The 24,249-nt window shown below is 61.6% G+C and carries 21 protein-coding genes and 2 tRNA genes; 13 read left to right on the top strand and 10 right to left on the bottom strand.

Annotated features, from left to right (window positions below; all coding sequences use genetic code 11):
* Positions 1–154: 154 nt before the first annotated feature.
* Together QP999_RS09685 and orn are read right to left on the bottom strand one after the other, a co-directional pair.
* A tRNA-His gene (locus QP999_RS09685) sits at positions 155–227 on the bottom strand.
* 49 nt (positions 228–276) lie between these two features.
* Positions 277–909 (bottom strand): oligoribonuclease, encoded by a 633-nt coding sequence (orn, locus tag QP999_RS09680; RefSeq protein WP_284848207.1) that lies wholly within the window; start codon positions 907–909, stop codon positions 277–279.
* A gap of 272 nt (positions 910–1,181) precedes the next feature.
* On the opposite strand from orn, the gene QP999_RS09675 reads away from it, so the two are divergent.
* Positions 1,182–2,726 (top strand): alanine/glycine:cation symporter family protein, encoded by a 1,545-nt coding sequence (locus QP999_RS09675; protein WP_070561394.1) that lies wholly within the window; start codon positions 1,182–1,184, stop codon positions 2,724–2,726.
* A gap of 44 nt (positions 2,727–2,770) precedes the next feature.
* Here the strand turns inward: QP999_RS09675 and cmrA are convergent, their stop codons facing one another.
* Positions 2,771–3,583, bottom strand: a complete 813-nt coding sequence (gene cmrA / locus QP999_RS09670; RefSeq protein ID WP_070531534.1) for a mycolate reductase — start codon at positions 3,581–3,583, stop codon at positions 2,771–2,773.
* A 128-nt stretch (positions 3,584–3,711) separates the two neighbouring features.
* Here cmrA and QP999_RS09665 point away from each other — a divergent pair, with 128 nt between their 5' ends.
* Positions 3,712–3,897 carry a PspC domain-containing protein gene (locus QP999_RS09665; RefSeq protein ID WP_010191177.1) on the top strand — a complete coding sequence of 62 codons (186 nt, stop codon included), beginning with the start codon at positions 3,712–3,714 and terminating at the stop codon, positions 3,895–3,897.
* 22 nt (positions 3,898–3,919) lie between these two features.
* On the opposite strand, the gene QP999_RS09660 is transcribed toward QP999_RS09665, so the two are convergent.
* The 3 genes from QP999_RS09660 to QP999_RS09650 form a co-directional block, all read right to left on the bottom strand.
* Positions 3,920–4,552 carry a hypothetical protein gene (locus tag QP999_RS09660; protein WP_070531532.1) on the bottom strand — a complete coding sequence of 211 codons (633 nt, stop codon included), beginning with the start codon at positions 4,550–4,552 and terminating at the stop codon, positions 3,920–3,922.
* Between the two features lie 76 nt (positions 4,553–4,628).
* A tRNA-Arg gene (locus tag QP999_RS09655) sits at positions 4,629–4,702 on the bottom strand.
* A 39-nt stretch (positions 4,703–4,741) separates the two neighbouring features.
* Positions 4,742–5,674, bottom strand: a complete 933-nt coding sequence (locus QP999_RS09650) for a LysR family transcriptional regulator (protein WP_070531529.1) — start codon at positions 5,672–5,674, stop codon at positions 4,742–4,744.
* Between the two features lie 76 nt (positions 5,675–5,750).
* Between QP999_RS09650 and QP999_RS09645 the strand changes: the two genes are divergently transcribed.
* The 6 genes from QP999_RS09645 to ald all read left to right on the top strand — a co-directional run bounded on the left by QP999_RS09645 (position 5,751) and on the right by ald (position 12,785).
* The gene (locus QP999_RS09645; RefSeq protein ID WP_070563726.1) at positions 5,751–7,823 is read left to right on the top strand and encodes a bifunctional copper resistance protein CopD/cytochrome c oxidase assembly protein; all 2,073 of its coding nucleotides are present in this window, start codon (positions 5,751–5,753) and stop codon (positions 7,821–7,823) included.
* 205 nt (positions 7,824–8,028) lie between these two features.
* On the top strand, positions 8,029–8,619 hold the full coding sequence (locus QP999_RS09640; RefSeq protein ID WP_144014887.1) for a single-stranded DNA-binding protein: 591 nt from the start codon (positions 8,029–8,031) through the stop codon (positions 8,617–8,619).
* An 80-nt stretch (positions 8,620–8,699) separates the two neighbouring features.
* Positions 8,700–10,370 carry an energy-dependent translational throttle protein EttA gene (ettA, locus tag QP999_RS09635; RefSeq protein ID WP_070522290.1) on the top strand — a complete coding sequence of 557 codons (1,671 nt, stop codon included), beginning with the start codon at positions 8,700–8,702 and terminating at the stop codon, positions 10,368–10,370.
* Positions 10,371–10,418: 48 nt separating this feature from the next.
* Entirely contained in the window at positions 10,419–10,877 is a 459-nt protein-coding gene (locus QP999_RS09630) for an acyl-CoA thioesterase (RefSeq protein ID WP_284848206.1), read from the top strand.
* A 15-nt stretch (positions 10,878–10,892) separates the two neighbouring features.
* The gene (locus QP999_RS09625; protein ID WP_284848205.1) at positions 10,893–11,552 is read left to right on the top strand and encodes a DUF8185 domain-containing protein; all 660 of its coding nucleotides are present in this window, start codon (positions 10,893–10,895) and stop codon (positions 11,550–11,552) included.
* Positions 11,553–11,702: 150 nt separating this feature from the next.
* Entirely contained in the window at positions 11,703–12,785 is a 1,083-nt protein-coding gene (gene ald / locus QP999_RS09620; protein WP_070531516.1) for an alanine dehydrogenase, read from the top strand.
* Here ald and QP999_RS09615 read toward each other — a convergent pair.
* From QP999_RS09615 to QP999_RS09605, 3 genes are all read right to left on the bottom strand, one after another.
* Complete coding sequence (locus tag QP999_RS09615) at positions 12,782–14,260, bottom strand: SLC13 family permease (RefSeq protein ID WP_070624947.1); 1,479 nt, start codon at positions 14,258–14,260, stop codon at positions 12,782–12,784. The two genes, ald and QP999_RS09615, sit on opposite strands and share 4 nt — an antisense overlap.
* Positions 14,261–14,357: 97 nt before the next feature.
* Positions 14,358–14,747 (bottom strand): globin, encoded by a 390-nt coding sequence (locus QP999_RS09610; protein ID WP_284848204.1) that lies wholly within the window; start codon positions 14,745–14,747, stop codon positions 14,358–14,360.
* Between the two features lie 2 nt (positions 14,748–14,749).
* Positions 14,750–15,751: a mechanosensitive ion channel family protein gene (locus tag QP999_RS09605; protein ID WP_070531513.1), complete on the bottom strand. Its 1,002-nt coding sequence runs from the start codon at positions 15,749–15,751 to the stop codon at positions 14,750–14,752.
* 115 nt (positions 15,752–15,866) lie between these two features.
* Between QP999_RS09605 and QP999_RS09600 the strand changes: the two genes are divergently transcribed.
* Positions 15,867–17,027, top strand: a complete 1,161-nt coding sequence (locus tag QP999_RS09600) for a cystathionine gamma-synthase (RefSeq protein WP_284848203.1) — start codon at positions 15,867–15,869, stop codon at positions 17,025–17,027.
* A 50-nt stretch (positions 17,028–17,077) separates the two neighbouring features.
* Here QP999_RS09600 and QP999_RS09595 read toward each other — a convergent pair whose 3' ends face one another.
* The gene (locus QP999_RS09595) at positions 17,078–18,958 is read right to left on the bottom strand and encodes an FAD/NAD(P)-binding protein (protein WP_284848202.1); all 1,881 of its coding nucleotides are present in this window, start codon (positions 18,956–18,958) and stop codon (positions 17,078–17,080) included.
* Positions 18,959–19,014: 56 nt separating this feature from the next.
* Here QP999_RS09595 and QP999_RS09590 point away from each other — a divergent pair, with 56 nt between their 5' ends.
* The 4 genes from QP999_RS09590 to QP999_RS09575 are packed head-to-tail and all read left to right on the top strand — an operon-like array spanning position 19,015 to position 24,249.
* On the top strand, positions 19,015–20,718 hold the full coding sequence (locus tag QP999_RS09590; RefSeq protein WP_284848201.1) for a TIGR04028 family ABC transporter substrate-binding protein: 1,704 nt from the start codon (positions 19,015–19,017) through the stop codon (positions 20,716–20,718).
* The gene (locus QP999_RS09585) at positions 20,719–21,729 is read left to right on the top strand and encodes an ABC transporter permease (protein WP_284848200.1); all 1,011 of its coding nucleotides are present in this window, start codon (positions 20,719–20,721) and stop codon (positions 21,727–21,729) included.
* Positions 21,726–22,580: an ABC transporter permease gene (locus QP999_RS09580; protein ID WP_284848199.1), complete on the top strand. Its 855-nt coding sequence runs from the start codon at positions 21,726–21,728 to the stop codon at positions 22,578–22,580. Before QP999_RS09585 ends, QP999_RS09580 begins: the two co-directional genes overlap by 4 nt.
* Position 22,581: 1 nt before the next feature.
* Complete coding sequence (locus QP999_RS09575; RefSeq protein WP_284848198.1) at positions 22,582–24,249, top strand: dipeptide ABC transporter ATP-binding protein; 1,668 nt, start codon at positions 22,582–22,584, stop codon at positions 24,247–24,249.

The raw sequence follows: 24,249 nt of genomic DNA, 5'->3' as shown, positions 1-24,249 counted from the left end.
TATCACTATCCTTGCTATCTCTTCATGAGCTTAGATCTTCTGTGAGGACAGAAGCCCACATGCCCTAAGTTTGGGTAAGGCTAACATGCTTAAGGTTGGTGGGCATAAAAAATTACCCCGCGTCCTGCCGGAACAGGACGCGGGGCACATTCGGGGTGGCTGACGGGGCTCGAACCCGCGACACCCAGGATCACAACCTGGTGCTCTACCAGCTGAACTACAGCCACCATCGTTGCCTGAAAGCAACGAGATACAGGTTAACTCACCTCGTTGAATTTACAAAAACGCCTGGTAGTCATCGGTAGTGGTAGCCTTAAGATCCTCCGCTTCCGCGGTGGAGGGGCCGTCGTCCGTGCGGAAAACGCTGCGGCGGTAGAAGTCGAGCTCTCGAATGGACTCAATAATGTCTTGCAGGGCTCGGTGTGCCATGCCCTTTTGTGGCTGGTTGTAGTATGCCCGCGGGTGCCAGCGGCGTGCTAGTTCCTTAATCGTGGAAACGTCAATCATTCGGTAGTGCAGCGCGGCGTCCAGGCGCGGCATGTATTCGCGAATGAAGGTGCGGTCCGTGGCGATGGAATTGCCTGCAAGGGGAGCAGGGTGGTTGGTGTCGCAGTGCTTCTCGACGAGCTTCAGTACCGCCTCCTCTGCCTCTTCGATTGTGATCGTGGATTCCCGGATTTCCTTGTCGAGACCGGACTTCGCATGCATCTCGGTGACGAAGTCATCCATCTCCGCCAGTTCTTCCTCTGTAGCGTGCACGACGAGGTCGAGGCCCTCGTCGAGGATGTTTAATTCGGCGTCCGTGATGACGGCGGCGACTTCCACGATTACGTGGCGCTGCGGTTCAAGTCCGGTCATCTCCAAGTCGATCCAGACGAGGCGGTCATTTTTGGCGGGGATATCACTCATGGCTTCCACCATAGTTTCTCTTCGGTCATGGTTTGGGAGGTGCCCTAGTCGGCTGAGATGGGGGTAGATGGGGGTGAGGAGAGGTCTCGTTGTGGGAGGTGCCTTTTTATTCGAGGTGTGCTGGGGTTTTCTGGTTGACATTGAGGGGCAGTGTCGAGGGCTTCTTGAACTTTTTCATGATTTCTCTCACCAAACCCTTGGGAGATGGGACATTATTAGGTCAGCCTTTAAAGTGATGGCACTCACATATATCGAAGGACGGAAACCTACCGATGTCAGCCTTTCTTGACACTCTCAACTCATTAATTTGGTCACCAGCATTAGTCTTCCTGTGCCTCGGCGCGGGAATTTATTTCACCCTGGCCACCAAGTTCTTACAGGTGCGCTGCATTCCGGACATGATTAAGCAGCTGAAGGACGGCGAAAGCTCCGATTCAGGTGTCTCGTCCTTCCAATCACTGATGATTTCCCTGGCGGGCCGCGTTGGCGTGGGAAACATTTCGGGCGTTGCAACCGCCATCGCTTTCGGCGGCCCAGGTGCCGTGTTCTGGATGTGGGCGGTGGCTCTGCTGGGTTCCGCAACCTCTTTCGTGGAATGTACCTTGGCGCAGGTTTATAAGGAGAAGGACCAAGACACCGACGAATACCGCGGTGGTCCGGCTTATTACATCGAGAAGGCCTATAAGCACACCAAGGCCGGTCCTTTCATGGTGGTCTATGGAATCGTCTTCGCTATTGCGATGATCCTTGCCACCAGCTACTTCCTGCCCGGCATTCAGGCTAACGGCGTGGCTGCGGCCGTACAGAACGCTTGGGGTGTTGAGGTCGGTTGGTCTGCCGTGATTCTGGGCGGAATTCTCGCCATCATCATTATTGGTGGCGTGAAGCGCATCGCTAACTTCGCCTCCCTCGTGGTCCCGTTCATGGCCGGCGCCTATATCCTTTTTGCCATCATCATCCTGATCATGAACTTCAACCAGATCCCCGAGGTCTTCGGCATGATCTTTAAGTCCGCTTTCGGCGCGGAGCAGGCTTTCTCCGGCCTATTGGGCTCGGCCATCATGTGGGGCGTGAAGCGCGGTATCTACTCCAACGAGGCAGGCCAAGGTACCGGCCCACAATCTGCCGCAGCTGCGGAGGTATCCCACCCAGCCAAGCAGGGCTTCGTGCAGGCCTTCGCGGTCTACATTGACACCCTCTTCGTGTGCTCTGCTACCGCATTCATCATCATCTCTACCGACATGTACAAGGTCTTCGAAGGCGAGTCGGAGGATGGCCCAGTGCGCTACGCCGGTGCAATCCCGGATGGGGTCGAGGTCGGTCCGGGCTTTGTCCAGCACGGTCTGGACACCCTGTTGGCAGGTTTCGGCCCGAGCTTCATTGCCATCGCTATTGCCTTCTTCGCCTTTACCACCGTTCTGGCGTACTACTACATGGCGGAGGTCAACCTGACCTATTTCAACCGCTGGATTAGCAACAAGACCGCCCGCCGCGCGTTGGTGTGGCTCCTGCGCATTCTCCTCGTGGTGTCCGTGGTTGTTGGCGCAACGACGACTCCGGGTGCTGCCTGGGCGCTGGGCGATATCGGCGTTGGCGCGACCGCGTGGCTCAACATCATCGCCATCCTCTTCCTCCAGGTCCCGGCCCTCAAGTGCCTCAAGGATTACAGCGCACAGAAGGCAGCTGGCAAGGACCCGCAATTTGACCCAGAAGCGTTGGGCATCAAGAACGCCGAGTTCTGGGTAGAGCGCAAGCTCGCCCGGGAGGAGGCCGCTCAGAAGGCTATCGCGGAGCAATCGCCGCTCCAAGGCAAGTAAAGCAATGCCCGCTCTCCACGGGGGAGAGCGGGCATTTTTATGTCCTAGGCCATCTTGGAATAGAAGCTGCCGATAAGCGGTGCAGCAATTGGGGTGGGCACAATCTTGCCCAACGCGTTCATTGCTTTTGATAGCGGCCCAGGAACCACGCGGCGCTGGTTGCGGGCCATGGCCTCCAGGGTCTCTTCGGAGCAGGACTCATAGGTGGTCCACAAGAAATCCGGGACTACCTTGTCCACGATGGATTGCTCTTCTTCGGGGATGACGGCATCGCGCACCGGGCCGGGGGCAAGCAGCGTGCAGGTTACGCCGGAGCCCTTGAGCTCGTAGTGCAGGGCCTCCGTGAACGCGTTAACACCTGCCTTGGTGAACACGTAGGTGGCGTTGTTCGGGATGGAGACGTTGCCCGCGGCCGATCCCACGTTGCAGATAGCGCCGCTGCGTCGCGGCAGCATCTGCTCAAGGGCGGCGCGCGTCAGGCGGTGAACGGCCTTTGCATTGAGGTCGAACTGCCGGGTTTCATAATCCCAGTCCTGCTCCATGAACTTGCCAAAGCTGGCGATGCCCGCCGAGTTGACGATGATGGAGATTTCCTTGCCCGCCATGAACTCGATGACGCGGTTCACGTCTGCGGCCTCGGAGAGGTCCGCTGCCAGCGCGATGGCGTCCACCTCGTGGCGCGAGCGCAGGTCCGCGGCGATGGATTCAAGGACGTCTTCGCGGCGGGCAACGAGAATGACGTTGTAGCCACGGGCGGCTAGGTCCTTGGCCATCGCAGCGCCAATGCCCTGGCTAGCGCCGGTCAGCAGCGCATACGAGGAGCGGGTAGGGGCGGGCAGCCCGGGGGAGTGAGCCATGAAACGGCGTCCTTTCTCTCAGGGTGGGAAGTTTCCACCCAGCGTAGAGCAATCAGGGTCTAAATCAGGGTAAACACCGATGAACCCTTCGGCCCAACTCTGGATAATGGACAGTGAAAGGAGACATCATGAACAACCAACGTTTGACCCGTTCCACAACTGACACGATGCTCGGAGGCGTGTGCGGCGGCATCGCACAGACCTACAACCTCGACCCGACCTTGGTGCGAATCCTCTTCGTTGTTGCCACGCTGCTGGGCTTCTCAGGAATTCTGCTCTACCTCATCCTCTGGGTCGTCATTCCAGTGGAGTAATCGGTAGTTTAGTTTCTACAAATTACTGCAGCGGGCCCATCGCCATGAAGCGCTTCCACGTTTCCCACTCATCACGCAGACGCGGCAGGGCGCTGGGTGGGGTTGCGGTGCCGTCGACAAGCGTGGCGTCCTGCATGCGTACGCCGTAGTCGAAGAAGAGAGCCCCGTGCCCGGAAGCGCCATAGCGGAGGACCGGCACCAAATTGAGCCCGTCGAATGACAAGGGCGCGTTGGGGCGCACATCAAGCCCCGCGATCGCCGCGAGGGTAGGAGCTAGGTCGAGCGGGGAGACAAGCTCAGTGCACTCCCCGGACTCTGCAACCCCGGGCCACAGGAGAGACATCGCGGCCTTATCCTCCTGCAGGGAACACACCGCTACGACGCCATCGAGATCATCCAACACGTGGGGGTCTGGTTGCTCAAGAAGCCGAAAGACCCGTGACGATGCGGGGCGGGTATCCTCCCGAACCTCGAAGCCAGCTGCCGCAAAAATGTCCGTGATGCGCGTTGTGGCTCCGCGCTGCGGGTACTGCCCGGTGAGCACTCCGCGGCGTGACTCCGCATAGCTTGGTGACGTCCCCCAGGCATTGCTGAAGCGCATTCCGCGCAGCGCGGATTGTGGAGCGTGGTCAAAAGTCGCGAGGGTGATGTCCATAAAAGTGTGTCCAAATTGTGCCCAAAGGCCACTTTCCGAGGCTTAATAAAACCCCAAAAAGTGGCCCTGACCTGCGTGCCCCCAGCAGGATTCGAACCCGCGACACATGGGGTAGAAACCCACTGCTCTAATCCACTGAGCTATGGAGGCGTACCGCGCCATCATAACGCACTGGGGCGTGTAGTCCGATTATCGGGCTACCGCTGGCGTTGGCTCGGCGTAGGCGTTGAGGAGGACGTCGTTAAGCGTGCGCGCCGCGGGGCTCAGCGCACGGTCCGCGCGGTGGATGACGAGCGCCTGCACGGTCGGGAGGGCTTCCGCGATTCGCCGGAAGTGGACTCCCTGCTGGCCCAAAGCCTGCGCGGTGTGCGGCAGGAGGCTGATGCCGTAGTCGCCCGCCACGAGTGGCAACCCCGTTTGCAACGTGGGAACTTCTTGGACTGTAACGGGCTTGCTTAATGCTGCCTTAGCCCACACCTGATCCATTGCTTCCGGCAAACCGCTGAGTTCCGGCCAGCGCGGCGGCAAGAGCCAGGTCTCAGCGCTCAGGTCGGTCAACCGCACGGGGTCGGGCAAGCCTTTAAGCCTCTCGGGGAGCGCGACGTGCACCTCCATTTCTGCGGCGCAGTCAATGGTGAGCTGCGCGCCGTAGTCTTGGTGGAAGCGCTGTGGGTTAGTGGTGAGGAGGATTCCCAACTCCGCTGAGCCATCCAGGACCTCTCTCAACGTGGCGGTTGGTTCTAAGTCCTTTAAGGAAACACTTACCTCCGGTGCGCGCTGGCGCATGCGGCACAGAATCTCTGGCATATAAAGCCAGTTGAACTCGGGGGCGGAGCATAACGTCACAGAGCCCGCGCTGCCGGATGCAATTTCGGCAAGGCGCGTGGTGGCGGTGGTAAGAAGGGAATCTATCGAGGTAGCGACGCCATAGAGGTAATCTCCGGCCTCTGTGGTTCGGACTCCACCGCGCCCGCGGGAGAGCAGCTTCACGTTGAGATCCTTTTCAAGTTTGCGCACGGTCAGGCTTAAAGAAGGTTGCGTGAGCTGCAGTGCTTCCGCAGCTTGCGTGAATGAACCGTGGTCCACAACGGACCGAAAATGGTGAAGCTGGCGAGAGTCCATAAGAGCAGACTACCCGAAAGCTTAGAAAAAACTACTTTTTAGGTAAGAGAACCTCCGTGACGGTAGACTGCCCACCATGCACACTGAGAAAGAAACTCCCAGCTCACAGCGCTTTCGGGGGGCGGCGCGCTCGACGTCGGGAGCGCAGCCTTCCCGCTTGTTGAATCTTTCTTTCGTCGTCTTCGCGGGCCTCGTGGGCGGAATCATTTCTCTGTTCTTTCTTGCGGACTCGCTCGCCGCCCTAGGCATCCCCGACCCAGGGCGTATGACAACGTTCGGCCTGCCCTTCTTCCGCGCTATCGCGTGGATGCTCATGGCGCTTTCTATCGGCTCCTTTATGTCGAGCGCCTTCTTTATCTACCCGGCGGTACCGGATAAGGACAACGAGCGTCTCATCAAGGCCACGCTCACCGTCGATGGGCACATCGCAGCGCGGACCGGCGCATGGGCGGCGGTGGGCGCCGCGGTGGTGTCTTTATTAGAGGTCCCTCTCGTCATGTCGGATCTCACCGGCACCCCGTTGGCCAAGGTTCTCAACCCAGAGCTGATGGGCATGGCAGTGGGGCAGATCGCGGCGTCGCAAGTCTGGCTGCTCACCGCAGCTATCGCAGTGGTTGTTGCCGTATCTGGTTTTGTCGCACGCACGTGGGCGGGCCAGGTCGGAACGTTTTTCTTGTCATTGTTGCTGACGGTGCCTCTCGGGATGGAGGGCCACTCGGCTTCCGGCGGCGATCATGACTACGGTACGAACTCGCTGCTGCTGCACCTGTTCTTCATCATGCTCTGGGTCGGTGGACTCATGGGGCTCATCGCCCATGGCCGCCGCCTTGGCCCAGATATGGGTGTGGCGGTGCGTCGCTATTCCACGGTCGCTTTGTTCTCCATCGTGGGGCTGGCAGCTACAGGCGTAGTTAATGCGCTGATTCGCGTTGAGTTCGGGGATCTGTTCACTACTCGATACGGCCTGTTGGTGCTGAGCAAAGCGGTGCTCACCGTGGTGTTGGCGGCCATCGGCTTCGTGCACCGACGGGTCACCATCCCTCACTTGAAGAGTTCGCCGCGCCTGTTTATCAGGGTGGCTGTGGTTGAGGTTCTCATCATGGCGGCGACCGTTGGCGTGGCCATCTCGATGGGCCGTACGCCGCCCCCGCCGCCGCGGGACCCGAATCTCAATGCCATGCAGATCCTGCTGGGCTATGAGCTTTTCGACGCCCCCACCGCCACCAACGTGTGGACCATGTTCCGCTTTGATCTCATGTTTGGCTCGCTGGGGATCGTGCTGGCCGGCTTCTACCTGTACGCGCTGTGGCGCCTCAAGCGCCGCGGGCTGACGTGGTCGGCAGGACGCACTGCGTGGTTCCTCGTGGGAGCGCTGGGCATGACGCTGATCATGAGCAACGGTATCGGCTTGTATATGCCGGCGCTGTACTCCATGCACATGTTGGTGCACATGATTTTGTCCATGGCCGTCCCACTGTGCCTTGTGCTCGGCGCTCCGGTGACCTTAGTGATGGAAGCTTTTGAGCCTGGGGAGCCGGGCAAGCCCACGCTTCACGACGCTGCCGTCGCCCTCACCAAAGCCCGTACCTTGCGCATTCTTACGCATCCAGCGGTCAACGTTGTGCAGTTCCTGGCTTTCCTCTACGTGCTCTACCTTTTCCCGAACTTTTATGAGCTCGCCATTTCGGAACACGCTGGGCACGTGATTATGAACTGGGTCTTCTTGATCTCTGGCTACATCTACTACTGGGAAGTTATTGGCCCGGACCCGTTGCCGTGGCGCGCGCCGACGGGCATTCGCCTGCTCATCCTCTTCGTGTCGATGCCCCTGCACCTTTTTGCCGGCGTCTACCTCATGCAGATGCAAGTCATTCTGGGCTTGGACTTCTATGAGTCCTTGAGCTTGCCGTGGCACCCGGACTTTGTCACGGACCAACGAACCGGCGGTGGTATTTCCTGGGGCTTCGGCCAATTCCCGCTGGTGATTGTGTTTGGTTCGCTATTCCTTGACTGGCTGCGGGAGGATCGTGCCACCGCTCGGCGCCATGATGCTAAGGCGGATATTGACGGCGATGCTGATTTGGAAAGCTATAACGCCATGCTCAAGCAGATGAGCGAAGGGGATGATTCCACCTTCCGCCAGCACTAGCGGGAGTGCCCACCCTGGGTGCGTGAAAAGGAGTCCTTACCGGGCGAAACGGATTTTTTGTTGATACCTTCAACAAGTTATCCACAGGTTGGCAGTGAGGCCATTGCGGGCGCGCTGATCGGTGGCGATGATGCGAGGTACGGGAGGCGCATCGCTTCCTCGCATTGAAAAGAGCACCAGCCACAAATAGCAAAGGAATCACGCAATGTCTCAATACCCAATTTCACTCACGGGGCGCCTGACTCACGACCCCCACCTGACCAAAATCAGCGAAACCATGTACAAGGCCCGCCTCCGCTTTGCTTCCTCGCGCAGCGTTCCGGAAAAGGATGACGAGGGCAAGACTGTCTGGCGGGAGCTGGACCTTAACTATATCGACGGTGAGGTGTGGGGCCAGTGCGCCATCAACGTCAAGAAGTCCCTGTTTAAGGGCATGCCGGTCTTTGTTATGGGCTCCATTGTCACGGACCGGTGGGAGGATAAGAACGGGGCAAAGCGCTCTAGGACCTATATCAAGATCGCCCACGTGGGCCTTGACCTCAACCGCTTCTGTATTACCTCCACCAAGATTGGTACCTCCTATGGTGAGGAGGGCAGCGAAGCCCTCTGGCTGGGGGAGAATCCGCCAGTACCGGATGTGGATTACACGGCACCGCCGAGTACTGCGGAGGGTGAGGCATTGCCGGCTGCTCTGCAGTCGGGAGATACCCCGCAGGATACTGCGGCGGATCGTCAGCAAGCGCAGAGCGCGGCCGAAGCTCACCGCGAACCGGCACCAGAAGAAGCTATGGCCTAAGGACGGGGGACTACCACCGCCCATGTGATGTACTCTTTGTACTGTTATTGACCAATCCTGACAGAAGTAAAGGGTGAAACATGGGCGAATTCATCTACACGATGAAAAACGTGCGTAAGGCCATCGGTGACAAGGTTATTTTGGACAATGTCACTATGGCTTTCTACCCGGGCGCCAAGATTGGCGTCGTGGGCCCCAACGGTGCAGGTAAGTCCTCGATCCTGAAAATTATGGCCGGCCTCGATCAGCCTTCCAACGGCGAGGCTTTCATTGACCCGGGCAAGACGGTTGGCATCCTCCTCCAGGAGCCGCCGCTCAACGAGGAGAAGACGGTCCGCGAGAACGTCGAAGAAGGCCTCGGGGAGATTTTCCAGAAGAAGCAGCGCTTCGAGGAGATCGCGGAAGAGATGGCCACCAATTACTCCGACGAGCTCATGGAAGAAATGGGCAAGCTGCAGGAGGAGCTCGACCACGCGGATGCGTGGGAGGTTGACTCCAAGATTGAGCAGGCCATGGAGGCACTGCGCTGCCCGCCGTCTGATGACCCAGTGACTAACCTGTCCGGTGGTGAGCGCCGCCGCGTCGCGCTGGCCAAGCTGCTGCTGAGTGAGCCGGACCTCCTGCTGCTCGACGAGCCCACTAACCACCTCGACGCCGAGTCCGTCCAGTGGCTGGAGAAGCATCTCGAGTCCTACCCGGGCGCCGTCCTGGCCGTCACCCACGACCGCTACTTCCTCGACCACGTTGCGGGCTGGATCTGTGAGGTTGATCGCGGCAAGCTCTACCCCTACGAGGGCAACTACTCCACTTACCTGGAGAAGAAGGCTGAGCGCCTCGAAGTTGCTGGTGCTAAGGACAAGAAGCTGCAGAAGCGCCTCAAGGAAGAACTCGCGTGGGTTCGTTCCGGTGCGAAGGCGCGCCAGGCCAAGAACAAGGCCCGTCTCCAGCGCTACGAGGAGATGGCTGCAGAAGCCGAGCAGTACAAGAAGCTCGACTTCGAGGAGATTCAGATTCCGACCCCGCCGCGCCTGGGCAACAAGGTTGTGGAGGTCAAGGACCTGACCAAGGGCTTCGATGGTCGCGTCCTTATTAAGGACCTGTCCTTCACCCTGCCGCGCAACGGCATCGTCGGTGTTATCGGCCCGAACGGTGTGGGTAAGTCCACCCTGTTCAAGACCATCGTGGGCCTGGAGGAGCCGGATTCCGGTTCTGTCACCGTCGGCGAGACCGTCAAGCTTTCCTACGTTGACCAGGGACGCGAAAACATTGATCCAGAGGCCACCGTGTGGGAGGTCGTCTCCGATGGGCTGGACTACATCCACGTTGGCCAGAACGAGATGCCGTCCCGCGCCTACCTCTCCGCATTCGGTTTTAAGGGCCCGGACCAGCAGAAGCCGTCTAAGGTTCTTTCCGGTGGTGAGCGCAACCGCCTGAACCTGGCCCTGACCCTCAAAGAGGGCGGCAACTTGATCCTCCTCGATGAGCCGACCAACGACTTGGACGTGGAAACCCTGGGCTCCCTGGAAAACGCGCTGGAAAAGTTCCCCGGCTGTGCCGTGGTTATCTCCCACGATCGCTGGTTCCTCGACCGCACCTGTACTCACATCCTGGCCTGGGAAGGCAACGTCGCGGAAGGCCAGTGGTTCTGGTTCGAGGGTAACTTCGGCGATTACGAGAAGAACAAGGTCGAGCGCCTCGGCGAGGACGCTGCCCGTCCGTCTCGCGTTACCCACCGCAAGCTCAGCCGCTAGGGCCGCTCAGCCCTAACGCTCAAAGGAAATCTTCGGAAGGATTCTGGAATGTCCGCTCAGAATGTTGTGTCGGAGGAGACTAAGGACAACGTCCACGAGCTCACCGTGGGAGTGCGTTGGTCGGACTTCGACATGTACGGCCACATGATGAACGCCAACTTTATCGAGCTGGCGCAGGAGGCGCGCTTGGCCTTTGCCATGCACCACTTCTATTCACGTGGCCTAAACATGGTGGCTTTTGTTCGCCACATCGACGCGGACTATGTTCGCCCCATCAAGTGGGATGGACGGCATGGCACGGTGACGGTGGAGACCACGGTGGTGCGCCTTGGAACCACGTCGTTTACCACTCGCCAGAAGATCAAGGACGCGCAGGGCCAGGTTGCCTGCGTTATTGACTGCGTACAGGTCACAATTGATCCAGATACGCAGATGCCGCGGGAGGTTTCTGAGCAGGAGCGCACCATCATCCTGGACAATGCTGTCGTCGAGTTGGACGAGCAGTAGGCGGCCAGCGCAATTATGGAGAGTGAATCCCTGGCATTGCACAACGGCGGGGTGGGGCTGCACGCCCTCCTCGCTCGTGCGACGGGGCTGGATGCCTCAGCGACGGTGCGCTTGCGTCAGTACGACGCCACCCACGTTGAGGTTTTTGTCACGACCCCCTTCGACGTCGTCGTAGCGCGGCGCTGCGAGGGCGTCGTTGGCCGCGATGGGGCAGTGGTGTCGGCGCAGGCGCTTCTCGACGCCCTCCGCACCACCCCCGAACACCTCCTTGAGGAGGACGGGGCGGAGGTGCTTGACCTAGGCCCCGCGCGCGATCCCTCATGGCCGGGGGCCTTGCCGCCGGCAACGGGGTTTCGAGAGATTGATTCATTGCCTGTCGACGTCGTCCGTGAATTAGCGGATAAAGGCCGGCAGCTAGCTCGGCAATTCTCTGGTCCGATGGGACCTCCGAAAAGCCTGTTGAATCAAACCGTGCTCACCGTGGAGAGCGCGGAGACCCAAGTAGAGATTCCTATGCGGATGATCTTCGCCTGCACGAGTTTGGGCCTCATCCCGGGCTTTGCTGCGTCACTCAATATCCCCCGCCACCTGCGCGTGGCGGGCAAGGGGCGGTGGGTGCGCCTCGACGCGCCCTATGGCAGTGTTTATCACTCCACGCGGCTGTCTTTGTTCTAAGACGTCTCCAGCCTCGCCGCCGCAGAGTCCGCGGCGGGGCACAGCACCGCGGGAAAACTGTGTGGTTTCTACGCCCGCAACGCAGCGTGATTTGCGTTACTATTAAGGGGTCGAATTCAGTTTCTTCAATAAAAGGAGATAGCTCGCACGATGCGTATTGCGGCACCCAAAGAAATCATGAACAACGAGAACCGCGTCGCTCTTACCCCGAGCGCTGCGCACGCACTCATCAAAGACGGCCATGAGGTTCTAGTGGAAACTGGGGCCGGAGAAGGCGCTTCTTTCCCGGACTCCGAGTACCAAGCCGTGGGTGCGACTATCGTCGCCACCGCTAAGGAGGCCTGGGCGGCGGACATGGTGGTCAAAGTCAAAGAACCGCTCGAGGCCGAGTATGGCTACCTGCGCGAGGATCTGCTGCTCTTCACTTACCTCCACCTGGCGGCGGACCGTCCGCTGACGGACGCCCTGGTTGAGGCCGGAACCACCGCCGTGGCCTATGAGACGGTTACCGATGCCCGCGGCACTCTGCCGCTTTTGACACCGATGTCCCAGGTGGCCGGGCGCCTCGCCGTCATTGAGGGAACGCACCATCTGTTGTCCACGCAGGGTGGGCGTGGCTTGCTGGTCTCCGGCGTGCCGGGCACCCAACCGGCACGAGTGGTGGTCATCGGCGGCGGCCAGGTTGGCGCGTCCGCGGTGGCTATGGCGCATGGCCTGCGCGCGGAAGTCACGGTGCTCGACCTTGACCCGCACGTCCTGCAGCGCTTCGATGAGCAGTACCAGGGCGGCGTGCGCACCCTGGTGTCGGACCCTGCCACGCTGGAAGCGGAGCTTCTCGCCGCCGACCTCGTCATCGGCGCCGTCCTCGTACCCGGTGCTGCCGCCCCGAAGTTGGTTCGGGAGGATGTGGTTAAGCGCATGAAGAAGGGCGCCGTGCTTGTCGACGTTGCCATTGACCAAGGCGGCTGCTTCGAGAACTCCCACAAGACCTCGCACGATGAGCCAACCTTCAAGGTGCACGACACCCTCTTCTACTGTGTTGCCAACATGCCGGGCGCGGTGGCGAACACCTCCGCGCGCGCACTCGGCTCGGCGACCTTGCCGTACATGCGCGCCCTGGCTGCCGGCGGCTTCGACGGTGCAGTCGAGCGCTTCCCGGGCTTGGCCAATGGTCTGATGACCCGCGGGGGAGAGCTGGTGTCCAAGCCCGTGAAGGAGGCCTTCGGGCTTTAAAGGTTGAGCGCCATTGGCAGCAACGTGAAGGCCACAGCGTAAACCAACACGAAGCCGATGGCATTGAACCAAATTCCGGTGATGACCATCTGGCGGATGTTGACTGCTCCGGTTCCGAATGCAATGGCGTTCGGGGCAGAGGCGACAGGCAGCATAAATGCGCACTGGCAGGCCTGAGTGACAACGATGGCCATGAGAAGCGGGTCGTAACCCAAGGCCTGGGAAAGCCCGACGACAATAGGCACGAACGTTGCAATCGTCGCCATAGAACTCGTGATCTCTGTCGTCAGAATAACGATGAGGACGATTAGCGCAAGCGCTACCCAGAAAGGGAGGGCGGTTAGACCGGAGAAGGCCTCACCGATCCATTTATCGAGTCCGCTGCTGGTGATCTGTCCGGACAGCGCCAGGCCGCCGCCGAAGAGAAGAAGCGTGCCCCACGGGACATCGCGCGCGGTTTCCCAATCCATGAGCATGACCCCGTCTTGCGGTCGGCCGGGCAGGATGAAGAGGGACATGCCGGCAATCATTGCGATGACGGCGTCGGTAGCCCAGGTGTCTTTGAAGATGAGCGATACGAACATCCACGCGAGCGCGGTAATGCCAAAGACAATGGCGACAAGGCACTCTCCGAAGCTCATCTTCCCCAGGGCGGCGAGCTCTTTCTGGAACAGCTCCCGGCCACCCGGGATGTTCTCGATTTCGGGTTTCCACACCACTTTCGTGATGATGAACCAGCCCACAAGCGTAAAACCAAGCGCTAGGGGTGTTCCGAAAACCATCCATTGCGGGAACGTGATGGTTGTTCCGATGGCGTCGTTGAGGTAGCCGACCACAAAGGCATTTCCGGGAGAGGCAATTATCGTTCCGAAAGCGGAGATGGTTGCTGCAAAGGCGATGCCAAGAAGGAGACCGGCGCTGAAATTCGAGACGTTCGTCGTGCCGCTTCGCTCTTTAATTAATGTTACGAGGGACGCGCCCAGCGGAATCATCATGAGCGCCGTTGCGGTGTTGGACACCCACATACCTAAAGCTGCGGTGGCGAGCATCATACCGAGGATGAGGCGATCTGGTTTTGTTCCCACAAGGAGAACAATGAAGAGCGCTATTCGCCGGTGTAGATTCCAGCGTTGGATGCCGAGGGCGAGGAGGAACCCGCCAAGGAACAAGAAGATGATTTGCGCAGAATAAGATGCGGCAACATCTTTCATGTCGGCTGTGCCTAGGGCGGGGAAGGCGACCAGTGGGACCATCGCGGTGACGGCGAGGGGGAGGGCTTCGGTTATCCACCATGTGCCCATGAGGACGACGATCGCAGCGGTGACGCGGGCATCGAAACCGGCAGATTGCGGCATCGCGAAGTAGGACAAGGCTGCCAGCACAATTCCTAGGAAGACGCCGGTGTAGCGAATATTGCGTGTCCTTCGTGGCAGCGAAGGGGCGGATAGTCCTGGGGAGAGTGAGAGATTGGTCATCGTAGAACTTTGTGTCGGAGCTAATTTCTATTAGGCGAACAGTATCAGAGCTCGCCCGGAGGCCCCAGAGCTATATTCAATTTTGCTATAGCCCTACTTAGGGTGTGCGGTTGATGAGCATCGCCGCTACTCGCTCCATGTGGTCCCAAATCACCGCACGGTAGGCCGGCGGGATGGTCTCCTCGTCGATCTGCGCTAAGGAGTTGCCCATGAGCTCGAGCCAGCGATCATGGGCAGCTATGTCGATGGGGTAGGGCGCGTGGCGCATGCGCAGGCGCGGGTGACCGCGATTCTCTGAGAAGAGCTGGGGTCCGCCCCAGTACTGCACGAGGAACCAGGTCAGGCGTTTTTCCGCGCCTTCCCAATCCTGCTGCGGGTACATCGGTCCGATGAGATCATCCTCGCGCACCTGGGCGTAGAAACCACCGACGAGTTTCTCAAAGGTCTCCATTCCGCCGACGGCTTCGTACACGCTCGTTGGTTGCACGCCTAATCTTCCTTTCGCGTCAGGCTGGGTTCTTCCAAATCAAAGATAGCCATCCCCCGCGGGTAGGGCGTGGTAATTCCTTCCGTATGCATGGCGGTGAGGATTTTCGCCTGCATCGCGCGCTGCACATCCCATTGTTTGCCCGGTAGCGTCTTGACGGAAACGCGGTAGGACATGTGGTCAACTTCCAAACCGGACATGCCATTGACCGTAGGTTTGGCCAGGATGAAGCCCTTGATTTCGGGGTCGCGGGCGGCGTCCTCTGCTGCGGAGGTGATGACATCGACTGCGCGGGTGGGGTCGTTGCTCAGTGCGATGGGGACCTGGACGCGGGCGACGGAGTAGCGGTCGGAATGGTTGGCCACCTGCAAGATTTCGCCGTTACGGACGTACCATAGCGCGCCATCGATATCGCGGACCGTGGTAATACGTAGGGAAATTGACTCCACGTCGCCGAAGACCCCGTTTCCGAGGTCGATGGTGTCACCGATGCCGTACTGGTCCTCCATGAGCATGAAGATGCCGGACAGGAAGTCCTTGACCAGCGCCTGGGCGCCGAAACCAAGGGCGACACCAACCACGCCGGCTGAGGCCACGAGCGGGGCGACGTTGACTCCGAGCTTGTCCAAGATGGCGAGCGCTGCCCAGACCCAGACGAATATGGCAACCGCGGAGCGTCCGACGCCGGCGAGGGTCTGGATGCGGGAGGTGCGCCGAGCCTCCTGTGTTTGCTCGAGGACCTTGTCGGTTGTTTTGTGCGCTTTGCGCGGGGAGAGCGGCGAGCTGAGCTTGCCCTTCTTGATGCTGTTATCAGCCAGCTTGGTGATGAGCCGGCGCAGCAGCCAGCTGCCGATGATGGCGACGATGAGGATGAGCGCGATGCCGATGGGTTTGTCGATGAGCCAGGACTGCATGTTTTCTGTTTGCCACCAGCGGGTGACCGCGTCGACAGCCCCGTCGGTTGGCTCGGAGGAAGCGCTTAGGTATGCGGTTGGTCTGGTCACGTGTGTCCTTTCTGCTATCGCTCACGACTGACACCTACCGATGGTAGGGAAGAGAGCTGAATATAAAAAGCTTGTCTTTCCCGCGACTGAACAGCTTGGTCTAGACTTGTGCCTCATGACTGACAACCGCCCCCTTGGCTTTTCCTCCCGTTCCATCCATGCCGGTTACCAGCCGGATCCCTACATGGGATCCATCAACGTACCGATCTATGCCTCCACCACGTACCAGCAGGATGGTCTCGCGCAGCTGCGCGGCGGCTATGAGTACGGGCGCGTGGCCAATCCCACCGTTCATTCTCTGGAGAAGACCCTCGCGGCGCTGGAGAATGCCGAGTATGCCCGCTGTTTCGCCACGGGCATGGCGGCCGTCGATACCCTCATTCGGATTCTTGTTCGTCCAGGTGACCACGTCATCCTCGGCAACGATGCCTACGGCGGCATGTATCGCCTCCTGCATCATGACTACGGCGAGTGGGGTATCGAGCTGTCCATCGTCAATACCGCCGATTCCGCGGCGGTGGAGGCGGCGTTGAAAGAGAACACCAAGCTCATTTGGTTGGAGACCCCAACCAACCCAGCGACGACGATCACGGATATCGCCGCAGTCTCTGAGGTTGTTAAGGCGACTGGCGACGCCCAAGTCGTCGTCGACAACACCTTTGCCACGCCCTACCTGCAGAATCCTTTGGAGCTGGGTGCGGATCACGTCCTGCACTCCACCACGAAGTACCTGGGCGGCCACTCGGATGTGCTGGGTGGCGCGGTCGTGACCAACTCCGCGGAGATGGATGAGCGCCTGCTGTATTTCCAGGGCAACGTCGGGGCGGTGTCCTCGCCTTTTGACGCCTACCTCACCGCCCGCGGCATCAAAACCCTTGAAGTCCGCATGGACCGCCACTGTTCCAATGCGCAGGCCGTGGCCGAGTTCTTGGAATCCCGCCCGGAGGTCAAGCAGGTTCTCTACCCGGGCCTGCCCTCGCATCCGGGCCACGAGCTGGCCAAGAAGCAGATGCGTGGCTTCGGCGGGATGATGTCCGTGCGCTTCCACAGCGAGGAGCACGCCCGCCAGATTTGTCTCAACACCAAGCTCATCTCGCTGGCTGAGTCCCTCGGCGGTGTCGAGTCTCTCATTGAGCACCCACAGAACATGACGCACATTTCCGCCGAAGGCTCCGAACTCGTTCCACCGGCAGACCTCGTGCGCATCTCGGTGGGCATCGAGTCCATCGATGACTTGCTCGCGGACCTGGAGCAGGCCCTCGACGCCCTTCACTAAAACCGCCGAAGCGCCAAGGTTTTGAGCCTCGGCGCTTTCGCTGTGTGTGATTAGAGGGAATTGAGCAGGGAGCCGGCCGTGCGGTCGGTTTCCTGCAGCATGAGTGGGTCCGTGCCGGGCATGGGGGAGATGGTGGTGTCCGGCCACTGCGAATAGGTGGGGATGCCCACGATGTGCAGGCGCGGGTCCTCGGTGCCACCGGGGTTGACCACGCGGCGGTTCCACGTCGTCTCCGGCGAGCCGGTGGCCTGACCATGGTCGACGAACGCGCGAACACGCCCGTTGAGGGATATCGCAAGTGGGTCGCCGGCGCGGCGGACGTCGGGGGAGTGCATCCAGGCGTCGATAAGCCAGGTGGAGGAAGCCTCACCGTGCGCGGTGTGCAGCGTGAACTTCTCGCCGATCTCTAGCTGGGGGCGTTCGCCGAGGAAGGTGACGAGGCCGGCGTCGACAAGCGCGAGCAGCTGGCGCGTGCGGAAGAGCGGCGGGCCGGAGCCCACCATCTGTCCGAAGGCCATGAACTCCTTGTACGTGCTGGTGCGGGACTCCCATGTCATCCGGCCTTCTGAACCCGCAATCGAGGAGGGCTTGCGCGCGGCCGAGATGGCCCAGAGCGCGGACTTCAGCGGGGAATCGGCGGCGGCGACGGCCTCGATGATGTCGCGCGCTAAGCCTTCGGCGATGTACTCGGTGATCTCACCGCCGGTGAAACCGTCGAGCGGGTTCGCCCAATGCGCAAGATCCAAAGGCTGCGCGGAGGAGCCCTCGAGGGCTGCGGTGAGCTGGTCTGCCATGCCTGCTAGGTCGTTGGCATCCACCACAGTGGTATCGATGGTGGCGATGATATCCGCGAGGGGGCGCTGCAGTGTATTGGGCGCGACCCGCGCCTGGTTCTCGTAGTACTCGGCGTAGGCATCGCGCAGAATGTGCGGCAGCAACTGCGTGCCGAAGTCCAGCTCCATCTCCGGGTCCAGTGCGGCCACCGCGGCGCGGAAACGGGTCAGCGCGGCCTTCGGCGGCAGCGCGTGATATTCCGACTTTGGGATATAAGGGTAGCCGCGGCCGGAGGAGACGATGAAGTGCGGCTCCTCGCCGCTGGGCTCGTAGCGCAGCCCGGAGCGCGTGGAGGGATCCTCCACAAATTCACCACCGCGGTCGATGGTGAGCAGCGCCATGATGTCGAAGAAGCCCATGCCCAGGCCGCGGATCAGGACCTTCTCGCCCGCGGGGACCTCAGACACTGGCTGCTCGACGGGGTTATCTGGCCGCACCCAATGCAGATCCGAGTGCGCAGCCTCCGCCAGTGCGCGTTCGGATTCGCTGAGCGCCGGTACCTGCCAGCCGTAGGCCAGGACGGTGGCGTCGGCGGTGACGGTGGAGCCGTCGGAAAGTGTAATGGCGTCCTGCTCACCGCGCTCCTCCACGGACAGCGCGCGGGCGCGGTGCTGGACGACGTCCACGGTCTCCGGCAGCTGAGTCAGCGCAACCTCGAAGCCCCACTCCAGGTAGGCGCCGTAAAGCGCGCGGGAAGGGTTGGACTCCGGGCGGGTTCGCGCGAGTTCCTCGGCAAAGGAAGCAGCTAGCTCCTCGCGCGGCGGGTGGGAATCATAAAGCTCCAGCTTGGCAGGCGCGATGCCGGGGCGCTCGCCGCGCAGGAGCTGGATCCACTCGTAGAGGATGGGGCCCTCGAGGACCGGCGCGGTGGTGGTGGAGCTGGGCTCGGTGAACAGAGTGACCGCGCCGGCCAGCGTGTTCATGCACAACGTGCGGGTCTGCTCGGTGTCCCAAATGCGGCCGGAACCTAGCGGGGCATCGTCGATGATGTGGAGGCGCAGGGGTGACTTAAGGGGGGTCGCGCGCAGGTGGGCCGCGAGGCGCTCGACCAGCGAGATGCCGCGCGGGCCGGCCCCGACGATGGCGATGGAGGGCATAAAAATCAACCTCAAACTTTTAGACTGTTCTGTCTAGTGGAATAATACCGGTCAGTATGCGTTGTGTTAAATCCGTAGACACAATTCAAACCGACTATCTACTCTCTGAAAGCAATACCGTGAAAACCCTACGCGCACTCGCCGCCACCCTGGCAGCAGCCCTCGCCTTAGCCGGCTGCTCCGCCGCGGAACGGCCGGACGGGGAGGACAACGTCCTCACCTACCTAGAGCCGCAGTTCTTCCGCACGCTCTACCCGCCGGCCGCCGGCTTTTATCCCAACGGCGGCGTGGTCAACCAGCTGACCGATCGCCTCCTGTACCAAGACCCCGAGACCCTCGAGCTCTCGCCGTGGATTGCCACGGAGATGCCCAAGGTCAACGCCGATGCCACGGAGTACACGTTCAACATTCGCACCGACGTCACCTACTCCGATGGCTCCCCGCTGACCGCCGAAAACGTCGTGGCCAATTTCGACCTCTTCGGCCGCGGCGATAAGTCCCGCACGCTGACCAGCTCAGAGCAGATCGCCAACTATGACCACGGCGAGGTCGTGGACGAGGACACCGTGAAGTTCTACTTCACCCAGCCTTCCCCGGGCTTCCTCCAAGCCACCTCTGCTTATAACGCCGGCCTGCTCTCCGATTCCACGCTGGCCTTGGACAACGAGGGCTTCGGCCCCGGCAACGCGGTCAACGTCATTGGCTCGGGCCCCTTCGTGGTGGAATCGGAAGAAATCGGCACCGACCTTAAGCTCAAGACCCGCGAGGACTACGACTGGGCCCCGCCAGCGGTTAAGCACCAAGGGCGCGCGGAGATCGACGGCGTCCACTACATCCTCGCCGCCGAAGAATCCGTGCGCACCGGCGCCATCCTCTCCGGCCAGGCCGATATCGCCCGCCAGATCTCCGCACCGCAGGAGTCGCTGCTCAAGGACCGGGGTGTTGGCATCATCTCGCGTGGCACGAACTCCATGAACAACCAGTTCGCCTTCCGCTTCGACCACCCGTTGCTGCAGGACAAGCGCGTGCGCGAGGCCATCATCCACGGCGTGGACCGCGAGGAAATCCTCCGCGTGCTCTTCTCCGAGTCCTACCCGCTGGCCACCTCCACGGTGGCCAAGACCGGCCTGGCCTATAAGGACCAGTCCGCCGCCTACGGCTTCGATCCCGAGGAATCCAAGCGGCTTCTCGACGAGGCCGGTTGGGAACCCGGGCCGGACGGCATCCGCGTCAAAGACGGCCAGCGCCTTGTCCTGCGCACCAACACCGCCTTGCCGCAGCCGCGTTCTAAGGAAGTCATGACCATGGTGCAGGACCAGCTGGGTGAGCTGGGCATCGGCATCCAAGTCAACGCCGGCGACCAGGCCACGCAGAACGCCGATGCCAAGGACGTTGACAAGGTGCAGATCTACCACTCGATGGTGGGCCGCGCCGACTATGACGTCATCACCTCGCTCTACGGCATCAACAACCGCGACGCCTTCCTCAACCAGGACGCGGAGGGCACCCCAATCGACGCGCACCTGCAGGAGCTTCTCGACGCCGTCCTCGACACCCCCGACAAGGAAGGCCGCATCGAGGCCACGGAAGAAGTCCAGGACTACATCACCGAGCAGGCCTATGCGCTGCCGCTCTTTGAGGAACCTGTGGTCTACGCCGTCCGTCCAGGCATTTCGGGCTTTAGCCCGGAATCGGTGGCGCGCCCGTGGTTCTACGAGGTGTCCATCGACGCCGCGGCATCGGATGAGGAGGAGAAATAAATGACAACCCGCCAACTCTTCAGCCGCATTGGGCAGGCCCTCCTCGTGCTGCTCATTACCTACACCGTGGCCTTTGTGCTCCTGTCGGCGCTGCCATCGGATGCCGTCCAGTCGCGCTTCGGCGACCCTGCCCTGGGCCTGTCCCAGGCGGAGATTGACGCTATCAGGGAGGAGATGGGCGTCGACAAGCCGCTCGTGGTGCAGTACTTCACCTCCCTGGGTGGCTTCCTCACCGGGCACTTCGGCAACTCCACGCAGTCGGGCGCTCCGGTAGCCACGCTGCTTGCCGACGCCCTTCCCCACACCCTCATCCTTGCCGCCAGTGCCATCGTTCTCGCACTCATCGTGGCCGTGCTCGTGGCCTTTGTGGCCACGCTGCCGGGGCTTGGCGCCATCGGTTCTTTCTTCCGGGGACTGCCTTCCTTCATGGTCTCGCTGCCCGGCTTCTGGATTGCCATCCTGCTCATCCAGTTCTTTTCCTTCCAGCTGGGCTGGGTGCGCGTCATTGAACCCGGCAGCGTGGAGGGCCTAATCCTGCCTACCGTGACGCTCTCGGTTCCTATGGCCGCACCGCTCATTCAGGTATTGATCCGCTCCATCGATGAGACGCAGTCGCGGCCTTTTGTTCAGGCGGTGCGCGCACGCGGTGCCTCGGAGTCGTGGATCTTCTGGCGCACCGTTCTGCGCAATTCGCTGCTGCCCACCTTGACCATGGCGGGCCTGCTCTTCGGCGAGCTCGTCGGCGGCGCGGTGGTGACCGAGACCGTCTTTGGCCGCACCGGCTTGGGCTACATGGTGGCGCAGGCCGTGGCGAACCGCGATACCCCGGTGCTACTGGCCGTGGTTCTCATCGCGGCCACTTCCTACATCATCATCAACCTCGTGGTGGATCTGCTCTACCCGGTGCTGGATCCGCGCCTGCGCGCCAGCACCCCTGAGCGAGCTGCCCGCCGCAGCACAGATTCCGCCACCACCTCGGCCGCTATTTCGGAAAGGACGGTGCGCTCATGAGCGTGACGCACACCAAACCGCTGCGTTTTACACGGGCGCCGCGCCGCCACACCTCCAACCCGTGGCTCGCGCCGGGTTCCATCATCGCCATCGTGGTCCTCGTGATCGCTTTCCTGGCCGCGCTCTTCCCAAGTTTGTTCACCTCGGCCGACCCTTATGCGGGCACCGATGTGGCCCTGTTGCCGCCGGGGGAGTCCGGCCACCTCATGGGCACGGATGCGGTGGGGCGCGACCTCTATGCGCGCATCGTTTACGGTGCCCGCCAGTCGCTGCTCGGCGCGCTGATCGCCGTGGCCGTCGGCCTAGTCGTCGGCACGCTCATCGGTTTGCTCGCCGGCGCCCTGCGGGGTGCGGTGGACACCGTCCTTATGCGCGTGGTCGACGTGCTGCTGTCTATCCCCGGCATCCTGTTGTCGCTGTCCATCATCATCGTGCTGGGCTTTGGCTCCGTGCAGGCGGCGGTGGCCGTCGGTGCGACGTCCGTGGCGACCTTCGCGCGCCTGGCCCGCTCCCAGGTGATCACCGTGGCCAGCTCGGACTACATCGAGGCCGCATACGGCGCCGGTGCCACCCACGCCACGGTGCTCTTGCGCCACATCCTTCCCAACTCACTCACGCCCGTCATCGCCCTGGCCACCCTGCAGTTCGGCACCGCGATCCTGCAGTTGTCCATCCTCGGCTTCCTGGGCTACGGCGCCCCGCCGCCGACCCCGGAGTGGGGGCTTATCATCGCCGAAGGCCGCGACTTCATGGCCACCGCCTGGTGGCTCATCATCCTGCCCGGCATCGCGCTGGTCGCCGTGGTGATGTCCGCCAACCGCCTGTCCCAAAACTTCCCCGTGGAGGCCTAACATGTCTGTTTCAAAGAATGCAGCGCAGCCCCTGCTGCGCGTGCGGGACCTTAACGTGTCCTATTCCACCGCAGGTGGTGACGTTTCCGCCGTGCAGGGCGTCAACCTCGAGGTTCGCCCGGGGCAGATGACCGCCATCGTGGGCGAGTCCGGCTCCGGCAAGACCACCTCCGCTATGGCCGCCATCGGCTTGCTGCCCTCCAACGCCACGATCGATGCCGGCACCATCACCTTCGACGGCCGCGATATCACCTCGCTGCGTCGCCGTCAGTGGCGTGAGTTGCGCGGGCGACGCATCGGGCTGATCCCGCAGGACCCGAACAACTCCCTCAACCCCGTCCAGACCATCGGCGCCTCGGTGGAGGAGGGCATGCGCATCCACAAGGTGGGCACCGCCGCTGAGCGCAAGGCAAAGGCGTTGGAGTTGCTGGAGCGCGTCGGCATCGATGACCCTGCGCGCCGCTATCACCAGTATCCGCACGAGCTGTCCGGTGGCATGAAACAGCGCGTGCTCATCGCCGCCGCCGTGGCGCTGGAGCCCGACCTCATCATCGCCGACGAGCCGACCTCCGCCCTCGACGTCACCGTGCAGAAGATCATCCTCGATCTCCTCGATGACATGCGCGCGGAGCTCGGCATGGGCATCCTCTTCATTACCCACGACCTCGCCGTGGCCGGTGACCGCGCCGACCGCGTCGTGGTTATGGAGTCCGGTCAGCTGCGCGAGGAGGGCCTGGCCGCCACGGTGCTGACGAACCCGCGCCACGACTACACCAAACGCCTGCTTGCCGACGCCCCCTCTCTCACCGTCGCCGACGCCGGCCGAGCAGCTACTTCGCGCAACGCCGCCTCCAAGACCGACACAACCACTGATGGTGCCGCGGGCGAGCCCTTGGTGCGGGTGGAAGGCCTGACCCAGCGCTTCGGTGATTTCACCGCCGTCGATGACATATCCTTCACCGTGGCCAAGGGATCCACCCATGCCATCGTGGGCGAATCCGGTTCCGGCAAGACCACGACGGGGCGCAGCATCGCCATGTTCAATACCCCGACTGCGGGCAGCATCACCGTCGGCAGGCGCGACATCGTAGGCCTTCGCGGCAAGGCCTTGCGCGAAGAGCGAAACAACATCCAGCTGGTCTACCAGAACCCTTATGGCTCGCTGGACCCCAAGCAGTCCATCGGCCAGACGGTGGCGGAGCCGCTGCGGAACTTGAAGGCGGTGCGTGCCAGCGCGGCCAAGGAAAAGGCCAAGGAGTTCTTGGACCTGGTAGCTCTCAACCCGGACTTTTACGACCGCCGTCCGCGCGAGCTCTCCGGCGGCCAGCGCCAGCGCGTGGCCATCGCGCGCGCCATGATCGTGGAACCGGAGCTGGTCATCCTCGACGAGGCCGTCTCCGCTCTCGACGTCACCGTGCAGGCCCAGATCCTGCGCCTACTGGCCCGGCTGCAGGAGGAACTCGGCCTGACCTACATTTTCATCTCGCACGACCTCGCAGTGGTCAACCAGATTTCCGATACCGTTTCGGTGCTCTCAAAGGGCCAGCAGGTGGAATGCGGGCCCACCGCCGAGGTCTTTAGTAACCCACAATCACCGTTTACCCGGAAGCTCATCGAGGCCATCCCCGGCTCGCGCTACCGCGCCGGCGACCTCAACCTGGGCCTGTAG

Source organism: Corynebacterium sp. MSK004, from assembly GCF_030232515.1.
Taxonomy (GTDB): Bacteria; Actinomycetota; Actinomycetes; order Mycobacteriales; family Mycobacteriaceae; genus Corynebacterium; species Corynebacterium hesseae.
Note: the sequence above shows the minus strand (reverse complement) of the source record. Positions and strands in the feature narration are given on the sequence as shown.

What these genes read in the sequence shown, in the direction of transcription:
- orn (WP_284848207.1), bottom strand. Translation starts at nt 909, where the DNA reads ATGAGTGATATCCCCGCCAAAAATGACCGCCTCGTCTGGATCGACTTG.
- QP999_RS09675 (WP_070561394.1), top strand. Translation starts at nt 1,182, where the DNA reads ATGTCAGCCTTTCTTGACACTCTCAACTCATTAATTTGGTCACCAGCA.
- cmrA (WP_070531534.1), bottom strand. Translation starts at nt 3,583, where the DNA reads ATGGCTCACTCCCCCGGGCTGCCCGCCCCTACCCGCTCCTCGTATGCG.
- QP999_RS09665 (WP_010191177.1), top strand. Translation starts at nt 3,712, where the DNA reads ATGAACAACCAACGTTTGACCCGTTCCACAACTGACACGATGCTCGGA.
- QP999_RS09660 (WP_070531532.1), bottom strand. Translation starts at nt 4,552, where the DNA reads ATGGACATCACCCTCGCGACTTTTGACCACGCTCCACAATCCGCGCTG.
- QP999_RS09650 (WP_070531529.1), bottom strand. Translation starts at nt 5,674, where the DNA reads ATGGACTCTCGCCAGCTTCACCATTTTCGGTCCGTTGTGGACCACGGT.
- QP999_RS09645 (WP_070563726.1), top strand. Translation starts at nt 5,751, where the DNA reads ATGCACACTGAGAAAGAAACTCCCAGCTCACAGCGCTTTCGGGGGGCG.
- QP999_RS09640 (WP_144014887.1), top strand. Translation starts at nt 8,029, where the DNA reads ATGTCTCAATACCCAATTTCACTCACGGGGCGCCTGACTCACGACCCC.
- ettA (WP_070522290.1), top strand. Translation starts at nt 8,700, where the DNA reads ATGGGCGAATTCATCTACACGATGAAAAACGTGCGTAAGGCCATCGGT.
- QP999_RS09630 (WP_284848206.1), top strand. Translation starts at nt 10,419, where the DNA reads ATGTCCGCTCAGAATGTTGTGTCGGAGGAGACTAAGGACAACGTCCAC.
- QP999_RS09625 (WP_284848205.1), top strand. Translation starts at nt 10,893, where the DNA reads ATGGAGAGTGAATCCCTGGCATTGCACAACGGCGGGGTGGGGCTGCAC.
- ald (WP_070531516.1), top strand. Translation starts at nt 11,703, where the DNA reads ATGCGTATTGCGGCACCCAAAGAAATCATGAACAACGAGAACCGCGTC.
- QP999_RS09615 (WP_070624947.1), bottom strand. Translation starts at nt 14,260, where the DNA reads ATGACCAATCTCTCACTCTCCCCAGGACTATCCGCCCCTTCGCTGCCA.
- QP999_RS09600 (WP_284848203.1), top strand. Translation starts at nt 15,867, where the DNA reads ATGACTGACAACCGCCCCCTTGGCTTTTCCTCCCGTTCCATCCATGCC.
- QP999_RS09595 (WP_284848202.1), bottom strand. Translation starts at nt 18,958, where the DNA reads ATGCCCTCCATCGCCATCGTCGGGGCCGGCCCGCGCGGCATCTCGCTG.
- QP999_RS09590 (WP_284848201.1), top strand. Translation starts at nt 19,015, where the DNA reads ATGCGTTGTGTTAAATCCGTAGACACAATTCAAACCGACTATCTACTC.
- QP999_RS09585 (WP_284848200.1), top strand. Translation starts at nt 20,719, where the DNA reads ATGACAACCCGCCAACTCTTCAGCCGCATTGGGCAGGCCCTCCTCGTG.
- QP999_RS09580 (WP_284848199.1), top strand. Translation starts at nt 21,726, where the DNA reads ATGAGCGTGACGCACACCAAACCGCTGCGTTTTACACGGGCGCCGCGC.
- QP999_RS09575 (WP_284848198.1), top strand. Translation starts at nt 22,582, where the DNA reads ATGTCTGTTTCAAAGAATGCAGCGCAGCCCCTGCTGCGCGTGCGGGAC.